18 protein-coding genes, 5 tRNA genes and 1 pseudogene are annotated in these 15,902 nt (G+C 69.8%); 6 read left to right on the top strand and 18 right to left on the bottom strand.

Annotation, left to right across the window (positions count from 1 at the left end; all coding sequences use genetic code 11):
• Positions 1 to 139: 139 nt before the first annotated feature.
• Both thiD and ACZ56U_RS31495 read right to left on the bottom strand, forming a co-directional pair.
• Positions 140 to 940, bottom strand: a complete 801-nt coding sequence (gene thiD, locus ACZ56U_RS31490) for a bifunctional hydroxymethylpyrimidine kinase/phosphomethylpyrimidine kinase (protein WP_469087344.1) — start codon at positions 938 to 940, stop codon at positions 140 to 142.
• Positions 937 to 1,902, bottom strand: coding sequence for a thiamine-phosphate kinase (locus ACZ56U_RS31495; RefSeq protein WP_469087345.1), 966 nt, complete (start codon positions 1,900 to 1,902; stop codon positions 937 to 939). Before ACZ56U_RS31495 ends, thiD begins: the two co-directional genes overlap by 4 nt.
• A gap of 206 nt (positions 1,903 to 2,108) precedes the next feature.
• On the opposite strand from ACZ56U_RS31495, the gene ACZ56U_RS31500 reads away from it, so the two are divergent.
• Complete coding sequence (locus ACZ56U_RS31500; RefSeq protein ID WP_020121007.1) at positions 2,109 to 2,342, top strand: Lrp/AsnC family transcriptional regulator; 234 nt, start codon at positions 2,109 to 2,111, stop codon at positions 2,340 to 2,342.
• Positions 2,343 to 2,362: 20 nt separating this feature from the next.
• Positions 2,363 to 2,866, top strand: coding sequence for a DUF3515 domain-containing protein (locus ACZ56U_RS31505; protein ID WP_469087346.1), 504 nt, complete (start codon positions 2,363 to 2,365; stop codon positions 2,864 to 2,866).
• Positions 2,867 to 2,894: 28 nt separating this feature from the next.
• On the opposite strand, the gene ACZ56U_RS31510 is transcribed toward ACZ56U_RS31505, so the two are convergent.
• The 3 genes from ACZ56U_RS31510 to ACZ56U_RS31520 are packed head-to-tail and all read right to left on the bottom strand — an operon-like array spanning position 2,895 to position 5,895.
• Positions 2,895 to 4,052 (bottom strand): D-alanine--D-alanine ligase family protein, encoded by a 1,158-nt coding sequence (locus ACZ56U_RS31510; protein ID WP_469087347.1) that lies wholly within the window; start codon positions 4,050 to 4,052, stop codon positions 2,895 to 2,897.
• 59 nt (positions 4,053 to 4,111) lie between these two features.
• A complete protein-coding gene (locus ACZ56U_RS31515) occupies positions 4,112 to 5,122 on the bottom strand; it encodes an NAD(P)H-dependent glycerol-3-phosphate dehydrogenase (protein WP_469087348.1) in 1,011 nt (336 codons plus the stop codon).
• Positions 5,119 to 5,895 carry a lysophospholipid acyltransferase family protein gene (locus tag ACZ56U_RS31520; RefSeq protein ID WP_469087349.1) on the bottom strand — a complete coding sequence of 259 codons (777 nt, stop codon included), beginning with the start codon at positions 5,893 to 5,895 and terminating at the stop codon, positions 5,119 to 5,121. Before ACZ56U_RS31520 ends, ACZ56U_RS31515 begins: the two co-directional genes overlap by 4 nt.
• Positions 5,896 to 6,050: 155 nt before the next feature.
• Between ACZ56U_RS31520 and cofC the strand changes: the two genes are divergently transcribed.
• Both cofC and ACZ56U_RS31530 read left to right on the top strand, forming a co-directional pair.
• Positions 6,051 to 6,689, top strand: a complete 639-nt coding sequence (gene cofC, locus ACZ56U_RS31525) for a 2-phospho-L-lactate guanylyltransferase (protein ID WP_469087350.1) — start codon at positions 6,051 to 6,053, stop codon at positions 6,687 to 6,689.
• Between the two features lie 10 nt (positions 6,690 to 6,699).
• Entirely contained in the window at positions 6,700 to 6,891 is a 192-nt protein-coding gene (locus ACZ56U_RS31530; protein WP_391232525.1) for a hypothetical protein, read from the top strand.
• A gap of 87 nt (positions 6,892 to 6,978) precedes the next feature.
• Here ACZ56U_RS31530 and ACZ56U_RS31535 read toward each other — a convergent pair whose 3' ends face one another.
• From ACZ56U_RS31535 to leuC, 4 genes are all read right to left on the bottom strand, one after another.
• Positions 6,979 to 7,638, bottom strand: coding sequence for an HU family DNA-binding protein (locus ACZ56U_RS31535; protein WP_469087351.1), 660 nt, complete (start codon positions 7,636 to 7,638; stop codon positions 6,979 to 6,981).
• A 137-nt stretch (positions 7,639 to 7,775) separates the two neighbouring features.
• Positions 7,776 to 8,006 (bottom strand): SCO5555 family protein, encoded by a 231-nt coding sequence (locus ACZ56U_RS31540; RefSeq protein ID WP_391232527.1) that lies wholly within the window; start codon positions 8,004 to 8,006, stop codon positions 7,776 to 7,778.
• 265 nt (positions 8,007 to 8,271) lie between these two features.
• Positions 8,272 to 8,865, bottom strand: coding sequence for a 3-isopropylmalate dehydratase small subunit (leuD, locus tag ACZ56U_RS31545; protein WP_469087352.1), 594 nt, complete (start codon positions 8,863 to 8,865; stop codon positions 8,272 to 8,274).
• A 6-nt stretch (positions 8,866 to 8,871) separates the two neighbouring features.
• Complete coding sequence (gene leuC, locus ACZ56U_RS31550) at positions 8,872 to 10,296, bottom strand: 3-isopropylmalate dehydratase large subunit (RefSeq protein WP_469087353.1); 1,425 nt, start codon at positions 10,294 to 10,296, stop codon at positions 8,872 to 8,874.
• Positions 10,297 to 10,487: 191 nt separating this feature from the next.
• On the opposite strand from leuC, the gene ndgR reads away from it, so the two are divergent.
• On the top strand, positions 10,488 to 11,204 hold the full coding sequence (gene ndgR / locus ACZ56U_RS31555; RefSeq protein WP_010984119.1) for an IclR family transcriptional regulator NdgR: 717 nt from the start codon (positions 10,488 to 10,490) through the stop codon (positions 11,202 to 11,204).
• 73 nt (positions 11,205 to 11,277) lie between these two features.
• Here the strand turns inward: ndgR and ACZ56U_RS31560 are convergent, their stop codons facing one another.
• A complete protein-coding gene (locus ACZ56U_RS31560; RefSeq protein WP_469087354.1) occupies positions 11,278 to 11,802 on the bottom strand; it encodes a DUF4188 domain-containing protein in 525 nt (174 codons plus the stop codon).
• Positions 11,803 to 11,892: 90 nt separating this feature from the next.
• Between ACZ56U_RS31560 and ACZ56U_RS31565 the strand changes: the two genes are divergently transcribed.
• Positions 11,893 to 12,537 carry a MerR family transcriptional regulator gene (locus ACZ56U_RS31565; protein ID WP_469087355.1) on the top strand — a complete coding sequence of 215 codons (645 nt, stop codon included), beginning with the start codon at positions 11,893 to 11,895 and terminating at the stop codon, positions 12,535 to 12,537.
• A gap of 54 nt (positions 12,538 to 12,591) precedes the next feature.
• On the opposite strand, the gene ACZ56U_RS31570 is transcribed toward ACZ56U_RS31565, so the two are convergent.
• From ACZ56U_RS31570 to ACZ56U_RS31605, 8 genes and pseudogenes are all read right to left on the bottom strand, one after another.
• Positions 12,592 to 12,664, bottom strand: a tRNA-Glu gene (locus ACZ56U_RS31570).
• A gap of 44 nt (positions 12,665 to 12,708) precedes the next feature.
• A tRNA-Gln gene (locus ACZ56U_RS31575) sits at positions 12,709 to 12,780 on the bottom strand.
• A gap of 20 nt (positions 12,781 to 12,800) precedes the next feature.
• Positions 12,801 to 12,873 (bottom strand) — tRNA-Glu (locus ACZ56U_RS31580).
• A gap of 62 nt (positions 12,874 to 12,935) precedes the next feature.
• Positions 12,936 to 13,008: transfer RNA gene (locus ACZ56U_RS31585), tRNA-Glu, on the bottom strand.
• Between the two features lie 21 nt (positions 13,009 to 13,029).
• A tRNA-Gln gene (locus ACZ56U_RS31590) sits at positions 13,030 to 13,101 on the bottom strand.
• Positions 13,102 to 13,192: 91 nt separating this feature from the next.
• Positions 13,193 to 13,411: pseudogene (locus tag ACZ56U_RS31595) on the bottom strand (HAD family hydrolase); the annotation flags it as partial.
• A gap of 118 nt (positions 13,412 to 13,529) precedes the next feature.
• Positions 13,530 to 15,014 carry a glutamate--tRNA ligase gene (gltX, locus tag ACZ56U_RS31600; RefSeq protein ID WP_469087356.1) on the bottom strand — a complete coding sequence of 495 codons (1,485 nt, stop codon included), beginning with the start codon at positions 15,012 to 15,014 and terminating at the stop codon, positions 13,530 to 13,532.
• Positions 15,007 to 15,792 (bottom strand): fumarylacetoacetate hydrolase family protein, encoded by a 786-nt coding sequence (locus ACZ56U_RS31605; protein ID WP_469087357.1) that lies wholly within the window; start codon positions 15,790 to 15,792, stop codon positions 15,007 to 15,009. The genes gltX and ACZ56U_RS31605 overlap by 8 nt, the downstream gene beginning before the upstream one ends.
• Positions 15,793 to 15,902 lie beyond the last annotated feature (110 nt).

Raw genomic sequence — 15,902 nt, forward strand, 5'->3', positions numbered from 1 at the left:
AAGCGCGCGGCCACTGCTGGTTGCTGCATCAAGCCGGTCCACCTCACGGTGGACCGGCTTTTTGCCGTACCCACGTCCCGAGGGGCGCCGTACCCACGTCCCGACTGGCGCCGGACCTACGCCTGGCACCGCGCCGCGCCTACGCCCTGAACCGCCACGCGTGATCCACGGGACCGATGCCGCCCCCCAGGGCGAACCCGGCCCTGATCGCCCCGGTGACGTACTCCTTGGCCGCCGCCACCGCCTCCGGCACGTCCCGCCCCTTCGCCAGCTCCGACGCGATCGCCGAGGCGAGGGTGCAGCCGGTGCCGTGGGTGTGCCGGTTGTCGTACCGGGGCGCCCGCAGCCAGTGCTCCTCGGACCCGTCGGTCAAGAGGTCGACCGCGTCGCCGGAGAGATGCCCGCCCTTGATCATCACCCACCGCGGCCCGTACGCCAGCACGGCCGCCGCGGCCCGGGGCAGATCCGCCTCGGACGTGACCGACACCCCGGTGAGTTGGATCACCTCGTCGAGGTTCGGGGTCGCCACGGTCGCCACCGGGAGCAGCCGCCGACGCACCGACTCCAGCGCGGACTCGGCCAGCAGCGCGTTACCGTGCTTCGACACCCCGACCGGGTCGACGACCGCCAGGGCGTCCGTCTGGCCGAGCAACTCCGCGACCGCCTCGACCAGTTCGGCCGAGGCGAGCATGCCGGTCTTCACGGCCTGTACGCCGATGTCGTCGACGACACTGCGGTACTGGGCCCGTACGGTCTCCACCGGCAGCGGCCAAGCCCCTTGCACGCCGAGGGAGTTCTGCGCGGTGATCGCGGTGACCACGCTCATGCCGTGCACACCGAGCGCCAGCATCGTCTTCAGGTCCGCCTGGATCCCGGCCCCTCCGCCGGAGTCGGAGCCCGCGACCGTCAGCACCCTCGGCGGCGCGCCCGCGGGCGTCACGACTCGATGTCCCCGAAGTGGTCCCAGCCGCCCTTGCTCGTCCAGGGCGCCCCGTCCACCGTCACCTGCGGCAGCGCCGAGGGGTTGAGGACCTCCCCGATGACCTTCCAGCGGGCGGGCAGCTTCACGTCCGGCGGGAAGGTGGCCACGATCGCGTGGTCCTCTCCCCCGGCGAGCACCCACTGCATGGGGTCGACGCCGACCGCCTGCCCGATGTCGTTCATCTGCGAGGGGATGTCGATCGCGCCCGAGCGGATGTCGATCCGGACCTTGCTGGCCTCGGCGATGTGCCCGAGGTCGGCGATCAGCCCGTCGCTGACGTCGCACATCGCGGTCGCGCCGAGCCCCGCCGCCGCCGGACCCGCGTGGTACGGCGGCTCGGGACGCCGGTGCGCCTCCACGAAGGCCCGCGGCGAGCGGAACCCGCGCGACAGCACCGCGAACCCGGCCGCGGACCAGCCCAGCCAGCCGGTCACCGCGACGAGGTCGCCGGGCTGTGCGCCGCCCCGGGTCACGGGCTCCTGGTTGCGCAGGTCGCCGAGCGCGGTGATGGAGACCACGATCGTGTCGCCTCGTACGACGTCCCCGCCCACCACCGACGCGCCCGCCACCTGGCACTCGTCCCGCAGGCCGTCCATCAGCTCGCTCGCCCAGGTGACCGGGAGCTCGGCGGGGACGACCAGGCCGAGCAGGAGAGCCGTTGGTACGGCGCCCATGGCGGCGATGTCCGCGAGGTTCTGCGCGGCGGCCTTGCGGCCGACGTCGTAGGCCGTGGACCAGTCGCGGCGGAAATGCCGGCCCTCCAGGAGGATGTCGGTGCTGGCCACGACCCGGCGGTCGGGAGCGGCCACCACCGCGGCGTCGTCGCCGGGACCGACCCGGACCGCCGGGGTGGTGGTGAGACGGGAGGTGAGCTCCCTGATGAGCCCGAACTCCCCGAGCTCACCAACAGTGCCCTTCATTGCCCTTTCGCCCCTTCTGTCCCTGATCGTGCCCGGTCGCGCCGGACCAGTGTCCTCGATACGGTCGAAGAGACCGTCAACTTCTGTCATGCCTGCACCCCGGCGCGGAGGCCGCGGGCCCCGCAGGTCTCCCCGCGGCACGTGGCGACGCGATACCGTGGCGTTCCTTTTCCCCACATGATCCTCGTGGCCGCCCTGGAGGTTCCGTGGTACAGGCGTACATCCTGATCCAGACGGAGGTCGGCAAGGCGTCGACCGTCGCCGAGACGATCAGCAAGATTCCTGGAGTGATCCAGGCCGAGGACGTGACAGGACCCTATGACGTGATCGTGCGAGCACAGGCCGACACCGTGGACGACCTGGGCCGGTTGGTGGTCGCCAAGGTCCAGCAGGTGGACGGCATCACTCGCACTCTGACCTGCCCGGTCGTCCATCTGTAGCCCCCGTCTACCCTTGGCCGGTGAACTCTTTCCGTCACCGGCACCGCACTGCCCTCGGGCTGCCCGCCCTGGCCCTGCTGATCGTCACCACAGGGTGCTCCTCAGCAGACGACAGTGAACCGGTGGCGGTTCCCAGCCCGACGGCGAAGGTCGCCGAGCTGTGCCGAAACCTCGACCGTGTCCTGCCGGACAGGGTCGACGGTCTCGACCGGCACGATCCCGAGCCCGCGTCCGCGCTGACGGCGGGCTGGGGAAGCCCGGCGATCATACTGCGCTGCGGTGTCCCCCGGCCGCCGAAGATGGTGGACCCCAAGGTGGCGACCGGGAGCGACCCGAAGGCGATAGCGGGCGAGGTGAACGGTGTCGAGTGGCTCATGGAGAAGCGGGACGACGGATCGACCCGCTTCACCACCGCCAACCGCAAGGCATACGTCGAGGTGACGGTGGCGAAGGGACGCGACACCGCGGGGATGCTGACCGACATGGCCGCGCCGGTCAAGAAGGCGATCCCCTTCGGCAAGTGAGGCGCGGGGGCGCGGGGGCGCCGGGTGGCTACCGCAGTCCGGTGGACCGCCGCAGCGCCGCCTGGATCAGCCGGTCCACCAGCTCCGGGTAGCTGATCCCGCTCGCCTGCCACATCTGCGGATACATGGAGATCGGGGTGAAGCCCGGCATCGTGTTGATCTCGTTGATCACGAACTCCCCGTCCTCGGTGAGGAAGAAGTCCGCGCGGACCAGTCCCTCGCAGGACGCCGCCTCGAAGGCCTCCACGGCGAGGCGCTGGACCTCGGCCGTCTCCTCGGGGGTCAGCGGGGCGGGCACCAGACCGGGCGTGGAGTCGATGTACTTGGCCTCGAAGTCGTAGTACGCGTGCGTGTCCGGCGGCGGGATCTCCGCGGGGACCGAGGCGCGCGGGCCGTCCTCGAACTCCAGGACTCCACACTCGATCTCACGGCCGCGCAGCGCCGCCTCGACAAGGATCTTCGGGTCGTGCCGCCGCGCCTCGGCGATCGCCTCGTCGAGCCCGGACAGGTCGTCGACCTTGGTGATGCCGATCGAGGAACCCGCGCGCGCGGGCTTCACGAACAGCGGCCAGCCGTGCTCGCCGGCGAGGTCCACGATCTTCTTGCGGGCGGCCGCCTCGTCCTGCTCCCACTCACGGGGCCGAATCACCACGTACGGGCCGACCTTGAGCCCGAACGAGGTGAACACCCGCTTCATGTACTCCTTGTCCTGGCCGACGGCCGAGGCGAGCACGCCCGAGCCGACGTAGGGGACGCCGGAGAGCTCCAGCAGGCCCTGCAGGGTGCCGTCCTCGCCGTACGGGCCGTGCAGGACGGGGAAGACGACGTCGACCTCACCGAGGGCCTTGGGCACCGACCCCGGCTCGCTGTAGACGACTTCGCGGTTCGCGGGGTCGACCGGGAGCACCACGCCGCCGTCCGGGGACTCGGCGAGCTCCTCGATGTCCGGCGTACGGCGGTCGGTGATCGCCATACGGTCCGGCTCGTCCGCGATGAGGGCCCAACGCCCGTCCCGCGTGATGCCGATCGGCAGGACCTCGTACTTGGTCCGGTCGATGGCCTTCAGCACGGCGCCGCCCGTGACCACGGAGATCCCGTGTTCGGAGCTGCGGCCACCGGACACGACGGCCACACGCGGCTTGCGAGACGGCTGCTCGGGGCTCTGGGGGAGGTTCTCGGTGCTCATATCGCGTTGAGAGTACCCGGTGGTAGAGCCCCGATACAGCGTGGCTCGAGGGGTATCGCTCAGCGTCGTTCGGGCTTCGCGCTGCGCGACATCAGCTCCTTGACGGCGACCACGGGAGGCTTGCCCTCGTGCACGATGGCGACGACCGTCTCGGTGATCGGCATGTCGACGTGGTGCCTGCGGGCCAGATCCAGCACGGACTCACAGGACTTGACGCCCTCGGCGGTCTGCTTGGTGACCGCGATGGTCTCCTGAAGCGTCATGCCCTTGCCCAGGTTGGTGCCGAAGGTGTGGTTGCGCGACAGCGGCGAGGAGCAGGTCGCCACCAGGTCGCCGAGACCGGCGAGTCCGGAGAACGTCAGCGGGTCGGCACCCATCGCGAGCCCGAGGCGCATCGTCTCGGCGAGGCCGCGCGTGATGAGCGAGCCCTTGGTGTTGTCGCCGAGCCCCATGCCGTCCGCGATGCCGACGGCGAGCCCGATGACGTTCTTCACGGCACCGCCCAACTCGCACCCGATGACGTCCGTCTCGGTGTACGGCCTGAAGTACGGCGTGTGGCAAGCCGCCTGGAGCCGCCGGGCCACCGACTCGTCGGTGCACGCGACGACCGCGGCGGCCGGCATCCGGGCGGCGATCTCGCGGGCGAGGTTGGGTCCGGTGACCACCGCGATGCGGTCCCGGCCGACCTTGGCGACGTCCTCGATCACCTCGCTCATCCGCATGGCGGAGCCGAGTTCGACGCCCTTCATCAGCGAGACGAGGACCGTGTCGGGCGCGAGCAGCGGCACCCACTCGGCGAGGTTGCCGCGCAACGTCTGCGAGGGGACGGCGAGAACGGTGAAGTCGGCGTCGCGCGCGGCCTCGGCGGCGTCCGCCGTCGCCCGCAGGTTCACCGGGAGTTCGACGCCGGGAAGGTAGTCGGGGTTGGTGCGCGTGGAGTTGACCGCTTCCGCGAGTTCGGCGCGGCGACCCCACAGGGTGACCTCGCAGCCCGCGTCGGCGAGCACCATGCCGAACGCGGTGCCCCACGACCCGGTGCCGAAGACGGCCGCCTTGACGGGCTTGCTCACTTGCCCCGCCCCTCTTCCTGCTCGACCCTCGGCAGAGTCTGCGCGGAGGTCCTGCGCCGCTGCTCGATCCGCTCCTGGCGCGGGTCGTAGGGTGTCTCGGGCGCCTTCGCGCCGCGGATCTCCTCCAGCTGGCGGGTGACGGCGGCCATGATGACCTCGGTCGCCTCCTTCAGGAGTTCCGGGGTCATCTCCTTGTCGTAGAAGCGGGAGAGGTCCACCGGGGGGCCCGCGAGGACGTGCGAGGTCTTGCGGGGACGGAGGTTGAGCTTCTTGGCGTACGGCGGCAGCAGTTCGTTGGCGCCCCACTGCGCGACCGGGATCACCGGGCACCTGGTCTGCAACGCCACGCGCGCGGCGCCGGTCTTGCCGGTCATGGGCCACTGGTCGGGGTCCCGGGTGATGGTGCCCTCCGGGTAGAAGGCGACGCACTCACCGCGCTCCACGGCGGCGATCGCGGCCCGGAAGGCGCTCAGCGCGTCCGTGGTCTCGCGATAGACGGGGATCTGCCCGGTGCCGCGCATGACGGCCCCGACGAATCCCTTCTTGAAAAGAGCGCTCTTCGCGAGGAATCGCGGAACACGGCCGGTGTTGTACTGAAAGTGTGCGTAGGCGAAGGGATCGACGTGCGAATTGTGGTTCACCGCGGTGATAAATCCACCATCGGCCGGAATGTTCTCCATTCCGCGCCAGTCCCGCTTGATCAGAACCACCAGCGGCGGTTTGGCGATCACCGCTGCCAGGCGGTACCAGAAGCCGATTCTGCGGCGGGGCACGCGGACACCTTCCTCTCAGGCCTTGAGGGCCGCACAAGTCTCGCCCCAGGCCGCCGGTCTGTCGAGAACACCGTACGCCTAGCGGCGACGACCACCAGATGGCCCAGGTGACGGCTGAGTGACAATGCTCGCGACAAGAGAGGGACGGAACGCTCGTGCAGTGGACCTTGGTCATACCCCTGAAGCCCTTGGCGCGGGCGAAGAGCAGGCTCTCGGACACCGCCGACGACGGGCTGCGCCCGGGCCTGGCCCTCGCCTTCGCCCAGGACACGGTGGCGGCCGCGCTGGCCAGCCCCGCCGTCAGGGATGTGGCGGTCGTCACGGACGACGCCCTGGCCGCACGGGAGCTGGCCGCCCTGGGGGCCCGGATCGTGCCGGACGAGCCGCTGGGGGGCCTGAACGCGGCGCTGGCGTACGGGGCGGCGGCCGTACGGGCGGTGCGCCCGGAAAGCGCGGTGGCGGCCCTCAACGCCGATCTGCCGGCCCTGCGCCCCCTGGAATTGGCCCGCGTCCTGGACGCGGCCACGGAATTCCCCCGCGCTTTTCTCCCGGATGCGGCCGCAATCGGTACGACACTCCTGGCCGCCGGGAAGGGACAGGAATTGCGTCCGGCATTCGGCACGGATTCCCGGGCCCGGCATCGCGGGTCAGGGGCGGCGGAACTGAGCCTGCCCGGGGTGGACTCGGTACGCCAGGACGTGGACACCGGCGAGGATCTGCGGGCGGCGTTGGCGCTCGGGGTGGGCCCCCGGACGGCGGCGGCGACGGCCCGGCTGCTGATCCCCGGGCAGTAGGCTGCCTGCCATGCAGGCGACCGCTTACACGTACGACCCCGAGACCCGCAGCGGCCAGGTGCTCCTCGACGACGGCACCCCCGTGCCCTTCGACGGACCGGCGTTCGACGCGGGCGGCCTGCGGCTGCTGCGCCCGGGTCAGCGGGTGCGCATCGAGATGGACGGCTCCCGGGTCACTCTGGTGACCCTGCAGACCTTCTGAGACCACACCGTGTGAAAACCCCCTGAACACGCCGCGGGCCGGACTCCGTCTCGGAGTCCGGCCCGGCGCGTGAGTACCGGTGCGCCCTTACCTCTTGCGGGCGGTGGTCTTCTTGGCGGTGGTCGTGCGAGCCGCGGACTTCTTGGCGGGGGCCTTCGTGGCCGTCGCCTTCTTCGCCGGGGCCGACTTGTTGGCCGTCGCCTTCTTGGCGGTGGTCTTCTTCGCGGCGGTGGTCTTGGCGGCGCCCGTGGTCTTCTTGGCGGTCGTCTTCTTCGCCGTGGTCTTCTTGGCGGTCGCCGTGGTCTTCTTGGCGGTCGTCTTCTTCGCCGTGGTCTTCTTCGCGGCCGCGGTCGCCTTCTTCGCCGGGGCGGCCTTCTTCGCGGCGGCCTTCTTGACCGTCGCCGAAGAACCGCCGGTCAGGCTGCCCTTGGGAGCCTTCTTGACGGCGACCTCGCCGCCGCGCGGGAGCTTCTTCGAGCCGCTCACCAGGTCCTTGAAGCCCTGGCCGGCGCGGAAGCGCGGAACAGAGGTCTTCTTGACCCGAACCCGCTCGCCCGTCTGGGGGTTGCGGGCGTACCGGGCCGGGCGGTCGACCTTCTCGAACGAACCGAAGCCGGTGACCGAGACCCGGTCTCCGCCGACGACCGCGCGGACGATGGCGTCCAGGACCGCGTCGACCGCGTCGGCGGCCTGCTGACGGCCACCGACCTTGTCGGCAATCGCTTCTACGAGCTGCGCCTTGTTCACGTCTTCCCCTTCGGAGACATTGCCAGAACGTAAGTGTTCAAGCGTTTTCGCACGTTAGGCAGATATATACCGCAAATCAAACACGAAACGGGCTTATCACCCTTGTGCCGCAACGGATTCGGTTGTCTCGGACTTGTTCAGCGTTCCTCTTCGGGGATTCGACCCGCGTCGAGGTCCGCCGTGAAGGCCTCCAGACGCCTTGCCGCATCGGCGAGATCGTGCTTGGCCGCGGCCGTAATGACCAGCAGCTTCCGGGTCAGCGCCATCCGTACGCCCTCCGGGACTTGCAGTGCGCGCACTGTTGTGTGCGCTTCCTTGAGTTGGTCCGCGACTGCCGTATAGAGCTCGAGTTGGCCGTCGTGTTCCATGCACAGATTGTGCCATCTGGGGCGAGTTGTCGCCTGCTCAGGGTGCAACTGCCGCCTCAAACGGCCTTCCGGGCACTTGCGGAAGTCGCGGCTGTACAGGTCGCGTACCCCGGCAACACCCCTCCTAACGTGGGAAGTTGACGGCGACCGCGAGGGGGTGCAGGGCCGTTCGGGTGCAGACACAGCCGTACCCCCGATCGGGCTGATCGGGGGTACGGCGGGGGTGTTGCGGTGGCCGGAATTCGACCTGTTGGACGGCTCCGGGTCAGACCGGGAGCGTCCGCGGCTTGTACGAGGGGCGCTTGGCCTCGTAGGCGGCGATGTCCTCCTCGTTCTGGAGGGTGATGGAAATGTCGTCCAGACCGTTCAGCAGCCGCCAGCGGGCGTTCTCGTCCAGCTCGAAGGCGGCGGTGATGCCCTCGGCGCGCACCTCGCGGGCCTGAAGGTCGACCGTGATCTCGGCCGTGGGGTCCTTCTCCGTGAGCTCCTGGAGCGCGTCCACGATCTTCTGGTCCAGAACCACCGTGAGCAGGCCGTTCTTGAGCGAGTTACCGCGGAAGATGTCAGCGAACCGGGAGGAGATGACGGCCTTGAAGCCGTAGTTCTGCAGCGCCCACACCGCGTGCTCACGGGAGGAACCGGTGCCGAAGTCGGGACCGGCGACCAGGACCGTGGCGCCCTTGCGCTCGGGCTGGTTGAGGATGAACTTCTCGTCCTTGCGCCAGGCCTCGAACAGCCCGTCCTCGAAACCGTCCCTGGTCACCTTCTTGAGCCAGTGAGCAGGGATGATCTGGTCGGTGTCGACGTTGGAGCGGCGCAGCGGGACGGCCCGGCCGGTGTGCGTGGTGAATGCTTCCATGACTGATCAGACTCCAGCGGCGGCAGGGGCGTCGGACAGGTCGGCGGGCGAGGCCAGATGGCCCAGCACGGCGGTCGCGGCCGCGACCTGCGGCGACACCAGGTGCGTACGACCGCCCTTGCCCTGCCGGCCCTCGAAGTTGCGGTTGGAGGTGGACGCGGAGCGCTCACCCGGGGCCAGCTGGTCCGGGTTCATGCCCAGACACATCGAGCAGCCCGCGTGCCGCCATTCGGCGCCGGCCTCCTTGAAGACGACGTCCAGGCCCTCGGAGACGGCCTGGAGACCGACCCGCGCGGAGCCCGGGACGACCAGCATCCGTACACCGTCGGCGACTTTGCGGCCCTTGACGAGCTCGGCCGCCGCGCGCAGGTCCTCGATGCGGCCGTTGGTGCATGAACCTACGAAGACGGTGTCCACCTTGATGGAGGTGAGCGGCTGACCGGCCTCCAACCCCATGTATTCCAGGGCCTTTTCGGCGGCGAGGCGCTCCGAAGCGTCTTCGTACGAAGCGGGATCGGGGACGTTCGCCGAAAGCGGCGCGCCCTGGCCCGGGTTGGTGCCCCAGGTGACGAACGGCGCCAGCTCGTCGGCCTTGATGACGACCTCGGCGTCGAACTCGGCGTCGTCGTCCGTCTTCAGGGTCTTCCAGTACGCGACGGCCGCGTCCCAGTCCTCGCCCTTGGGCGCGTGCGGGCGGCCCTCGAGGTAGTCGAAGGTGGTCTGGTCGGGGGCGATCATGCCCGCGCGGGCACCGGCCTCGATCGACATGTTGCAGATGGTCATGCGGGCTTCCATCGACAGCTTCTCGATGGCGGAGCCGCGGTACTCCAGGACGTAGCCCTGGCCGCCGCCGGTGCCGATCCTGGCGATGATCGCCAGGATCAGGTCCTTGGCGGTGACGCCGTCGGGCAGTTCGCCGTCGACCGTGATGGCCATGGTCTTCGGGCGGACCAGCGGCAGCGTCTGGGTGGCCAGCACATGCTCGACCTGGGAGGTGCCGATGCCGAACGCCAGACCGCCGAAGGCCCCGTGCGTGGAGGTGTGGGAGTCACCGCAGACCACGGTCATGCCGGGCTGGGTCAGGCCCAGCTGCGGGCCGACGACGTGCACGACGCCCTGCTCGACGTCGCCCAGCGGGTGCAGGCGCACACCGAAGTCGGCGCAGTTCTTGCGCAGCGTCTCCAGCTGGATCCGGGAGACCGGGTCCGCGATGGGCTTGTCGATGTCGAGGGTCGGGGTGTTGTGGTCCTCGGTGGCGATGGTCAGGTCGAGCCGACGCACCTGGCGACCGCTCTTGCGCAGACCGTCGAAGGCCTGCGGGCTGGTCACCTCGTGCAGCAGGTGCAGATCGATGAAGAGGAGGTCGGGCTCGCCCTCGGCGCGCCGGACGACATGGTCGTCCCAGACCTTCTCCGCGAGTGTCCTACCCATCGCTTTCCCTCCGGCCGGCAAAGGTGCGCCGACCCAACTAGAGATCTTCAGGAAGCGGCGCCCGTGCCCCCTGTTGTCCGGGCAGCCGCCGCCAGGCCCGTTTGGTCCGCGGGCCGCTGTATGTCCAAGGGTTGCGCGTCTCACGAAAAAAGGAACTTGCGTTTCACAGAGTGAGACGCGAGTATCGTTGCATGGACAACAGTAGCGGCGTCGGCGTTCTGGACAAGGCAGCCCTTGTCCTCAGCGCCCTGGAGTCCGGTCCGGCCACCCTCGCGGGGCTTGTGGCGGCCACCGGACTGGCACGACCCACGGCCCACCGGCTGGCCGTGGCCCTGGAACACCACCGCATGGTGGCGCGCGACATGCAGGGCCGTTTCATTCTCGGCCCCCGCCTGGCGGAACTGGCCGCGGCCGCGGGTGAGGACCGCCTCCTCGCCACCGCCGGCCCGGTCCTCACCCACCTGCGGGACGTCACGGGCGAGAGCGCGCAGCTCTACCGCCGCCAGGGCGACATGCGCATCTGCGTCGCCGCGGCCGAGCGCCTGTCCGGCCTGCGGGACACCGTCCCGGTCGGCTCGACGCTCACCATGAAGGCCGGCTCCTCGGCCCAGATCCTGATGGCCTGGGAGGAGCCCGAGCGCCTGCACCGGGGTCTGCAGGGCGCCCGCTTCACGGCCACGGCCCTGTCGGGCGTACGGCGCCGCGGCTGGGCCCAGTCGATCGGCGAGCGCGAGCCGGGCGTCGCGTCCGTCTCCGCGCCCGTGCGCGGCCCCTCCAACCGCGTGGTGGCCGCCGTCTCGGTCTCCGGCCCCATCGAGCGCCTGACGCGCCACCCGGGCCGCATGCACGCCCAGGCGGTCATCGACGCCGCCGGCCGCCTCTCGGAGGCCCTGCGCCGCACCGGCTGACGTCGGGACACGACCAGCGGGGAGGACCTGCCCCAACGCCGCGGCAGGCCCTCCCCGTCCCCCGATCCCCCCGTCACATGGCTTCTTCGGCCACCTTCGCCCCCGCCGACCGGTGCGCGAACCGGTCCTTCGCGGTACGGCCCCGCCGCTCCAGCGGCACCTGACCGTGCGCGGCCGCCAGCCCGAAGGCCGGCATGTCGAAGTAGATCGACTCGTACGACCCCTCGGGCACCACGTAGGCCTCGTGCCACAGCCCCACATGCTGCCGGAGCCGGCCCTTCCTCTCCTTGCCGTTGAGGACCCCCCAGGCCCGCCGGTGGAACATGTCGGGCGCGTGCGCGTAGGCGTACAGCTTCTCCCTGGACTCCCAGTACTGGACGACGTAGTACGTCCGCGGCGAGGCCGTCAGCAGGACGTGGCCGAGCAGACCGCGCTCGGGCGCCTTGCCCAATTCGCGCAGCATCCGCGGCATGCCCGTCAGCACCGGCAGCCAGTGGTGCACCGCCCAGAAGTGGTTGATGCGCAGGCCGATCAGCAGGACGACCACGTCGCCCCTGGCGTTCGCGGTGGTGCGACCCGCGACCGGTTCGGCGAACATGACGAGCCCCCCGTTTCCCCTGTCGGACCGCGGCACTATCCTTGCGAGCGGTGCTTGGATAGTGGCACTCCCCAATGAAAGGCGCAAGGCATGCGGCTGGCCGAACTGAGCGAGCGCAGCGGGGTGTCCATCGCGACGATCAAGTACTACCTGCGCGAAGGGCTGTTGGCCCCCGGCCGACAGGTCAACGCGAGGACGGCCGAGTACGACGAGGAGCACCTGCGCAGGCTGCGGCTGATCCGCGCGATGATCCAGGTCGGCCGGGTACCGGTGGCGACGGTCCGGGAGGTGCTGGGACACGTCGACGATGACTCACTGCCCCGCGCGCTCCGCCTGGGTGCCTCGGTCTGGGCGCTGCCCCAGGTGCCGGAACCGGACGCGGAGGACGAGTTCGTCCAGGGCGCACGGCTCGCGATGGAGGAACTGCTCGCCACCCTGGGCTGGTCCAACGCGCAGTCCCTGGCCCCCCTCTCCCCCGCCTTCCGCTCCCTGGTGGTGGCGGTGGCCGCGCTGCGCCGGCTCGGCTACGACTGGAGCCCCGAGACCCTCCTGCCCTACGCCCGGCTGATGCACCAAGTGGCGCAGCTGGACCTGGAGTTCATGGAGTCGCACGTCTCCGAGGCGGAGAAGGCGGAGGTCGCGGTGCTGGGCGTGGTCCTCGTCGACCCGATGCTGCGGGCGCTGCACCGGCTGGCGCAGGAGGAGGAGTCGACCCGGCGGTACGGCTTCGAGTAGGTCCCGCGCGAACGACGAAGGCCCCCCACCGAAGTGGAGGGCCTTCTCGCTACGTACCCCCGACCGGATTCGAACCGGCGCTACCGCCTTGAGAGGGCGGCGTGCTAGGCCGCTACACAACGGGGGCGTGGAGCCTGCTGGCGTTGAGTACTACATCGCCGCAGGTCCGAGCTGGTCTACCTGGACTCGAACCAAGACTAACTGAACCAGAATCAGCCGTGCTGCCAATTACACCATAGACCAATGTGGTTTAGACCAGACAGTACCCCCGACCGGATTCGAACCGGCGCTACCGCCTTGAGAGGGCGGCGTGCTAGGCCGCTACACAACGGGGGCCCTAGCGATCCTGCATCGATGGTGGTGGGAGCTACCCGAGCCACCTTCGCGGGAAGGATCTGTACCCCCGACCGGATTCGAACCGGCGCTACTGCCTTGAGAGGGCAGCGTGCTAGGCCGCTACACAACGGGGGCTTTGCAGATGAGCTCTGCGAGCTGGCCTACCTGGACTCGAACCAAGACTAACTGAACCAGAATCAGTCGTGCTGCCAATTACACCATAGGCCACTGGAACGCAAGCCCCGAGGGGGATCTTGTTCTAGTTGTACGCTCCGGGTTTCCGGCCTCTCGGCCCGCTCCCCTCGGCGCAGGAAGAACATTACCCGAAGGTGGACGGGGCTCCAAAACGGGTATCCGCGCCGAGGAGCGCGGGGAGTTCGGCGAGGCCGGCGATCCGGTGGAGACCGACGGGCGGGTCGTCGGCCGCGTAGACCCCGTCACGGTCGATCCAGAAGGAGCGCAGTCCGGCCGCCGCGGCGCCGCGGCCGTCGGTCTCCGGGTGGTCGCCGACGTAGGCCACCCCGTCTCGTCGATGAGGTAGACGCTCTCGTCGAAGATCTCCAGCACGACGACGACCATGATCGCGCCGACGCGGTGTAACCGATACGCCAAGGGGCGGCACCCGGAACCACTGGGTGCCGCCCCTCAGATGTCCGCTACGCCGCCAGCTTCGCCAGGGCCGCGTCGATGCGGGCCAGCGTCGTCTCCTTGCCCAGGATCTCCAGGGACTCGAAGAGGGGCAGGCCGACCGTGCGGCCGGTGACGGCCACGCGGACCGGGGCCTGGGCCTTGCCGAGCTTGAGGCCGTGGGCCTCGCCGGCGGCCAGGACGGCCTCCTTGAGGGACTCCGCCGAGGTCCAGTCCGCGGCCTGGAGCTTCTCGCGGGCCGTCGCGAGGAGGGCGTCGCTGCCCTCCTTCATGGCCTTCGTCCAGCTCGGCTCGTCGAAGACCGGCTCGGGCAGGAACAGGAAGTCGACGTTGTCCGTGATCTCCGACAGGACCTTCAGACGGGTCTGCGCGTGCGGGGCGACCGCCTGCCACTTCGCCTCGTCGAAGTCCTCCGGCGCCCACGGGGCGAACGGGGCCCTGAGCCAGGGGGCGCAGCGCTCGGTGAAGTCCTTCACGTCCAGCAGGCGGATGTGGTCGGCGTTGATCGCCTCGCACTTCTTCAGGTCGAAGCGCGCCGGGTTGGGGTTCACGTCCGCGACGTCGAAGGCGGCGACCATCTCGTCCATCGTGAAGATGTCCTGGTCGGCCGAGAGGGACCAGCCGAGCAGCGAGAGGTAGTTGAGCAGCCCCTCGGGGAGGAAGCCGCGCTCGCGGTAGAGGTTGAGCGAGGACTGCGGGTCGCGCTTGGAGAGCTTCTTGTTGCCCTCGCCCATGACGTACGGCAGGTGGCCGAAGTGCGGGGTGCCCTTGGCGATGCCGAGCTCGATGAGCGCCTTGTAGAGGGCGATCTGGCGGGGCGTGGAGGAGAGCAGGTCCTCGCCGCGCAGGACGTGGGTGATCTCCATCAGGGCGTCGTCGACGGGGTTGACCAGGGTGTAGAGCGGGGCTCCGTTGGCGCGGACGATGCCGTAGTCCGGGACGTTCTCCGGGGTGAAGGTCAGCTCCCCGCGGACCAGGTCCGTGAAGGTGATCGTCTCGTCGGGCATGCGGAAGCGGACGATCGGCGAGCGGCCCTGGGCCTGGTACTCCTCGACCTGCGCGTCGGTCAGGTCGCGGCAGTGGCCGTCGTAGCCGGAGGGCTTGCCGGCGGCGCGGGCGGCCTCGCGGCGGGTGTCCAGCTCCTCCTGGGAGCAGTAGCAGCGGTAGGCGTGGCCGGCGTCCAGGAGCTTGGCCGCGACGTCCTTGTAGAGGTCCATGCGCTGCGACTGGCGGTACGGCGCGTGCGGGCCGCCGATCTCGGGGCCCTCGTCCCAGTCGAAGCCCAGCCAGCGCATCGAGTCGAGCAGCTGGGTGTACGACTCCTCGGAGTCACGGGCCGCGTCGGTGTCCTCGATGCGGAAGACGAGCGTGCCCTGGTGGTGCTTGGCGAACGCCCAGTTGAACAGGGCGGTGCGGACCAGGCCCACGTGGGGGTTACCGGTGGGTGAGGGGCAGAACCGGACGCGGACGGGGGGGACGGGTGCGCTAGCCACGCTTGACAACCTTGTTGGTGAGAGTGCCGATGCCTTCGATGGTGACGGCGACCTCGTCGCCGACGGTGAGCGGTCCGACGCCTGCCGGGGTGCCCGTGAGGATGACGTCGCCGGGGAGCAGCGTCATGGCCTCGGAGATGTTGACGATCAGATCCTCGATGCCGTGGATCATCTCGCTGGTGCGGCCGAGCTGGCGCTGCTCGCCGTTGACGGTGAGCTGGATCGTCAGGTCGGAGGCCGTCTCCAGGTCCAGGTCCGTCTCCACCCAGGGGCCCAGCGGGCAGGAGCTGTCGAAGCCCTTCGCCCGGGCCCACTGCTTCTCGCGCTTCTGGACGTCACGGGCGGTGATGTCGTTCGCGCAGGTGAAGCCGAAGATGACGTCCTTGACGCGGTCACGCGGGACCTCGCGGCACATGCGGCCGATGACGACGGCCAGTTCGGCCTCGTGGTGGACGTCCTCGGAGAAGGAGGGGTACCGGATCTCGTCGCCGGGGCCGATCACCGAGGTGGAGGGCTTGAAGAAGGCGAACGGGGCGTCGGGGACCTCGTTGCCGAGTTCACGCGCGTGCTCGGCGTAGTTGCGGCCGAAGGCCACGACCTTGTTGGGGAGCACCGGCGGCAGCAGCCTGACCTTGCTCAGCGGGACCTTGGTGCCGGAGAGCTCGAAGTCCGCGAACGGGATGCCCTTGATGATGTCGAGGACGAGCTCCTCGGGCTTGTCACCCTCGACCGCGCCGAAGGCGACGTTCCCGTCGATGGAGAATCTGGCGATGCGCACGGGATTCCTGGGCCCCTCACTGAGCTGGCTGGAGTCTGACGCTCCAGGCTAACGCGGGGAGGGGTGCCCAGAGCCTTTGGGCACCCCTGCGGGTGGGCGCCTCGCGGTCA

The sequence above is a fragment of the Streptomyces sp. NPDC034103 genome (assembly GCF_055575395.1).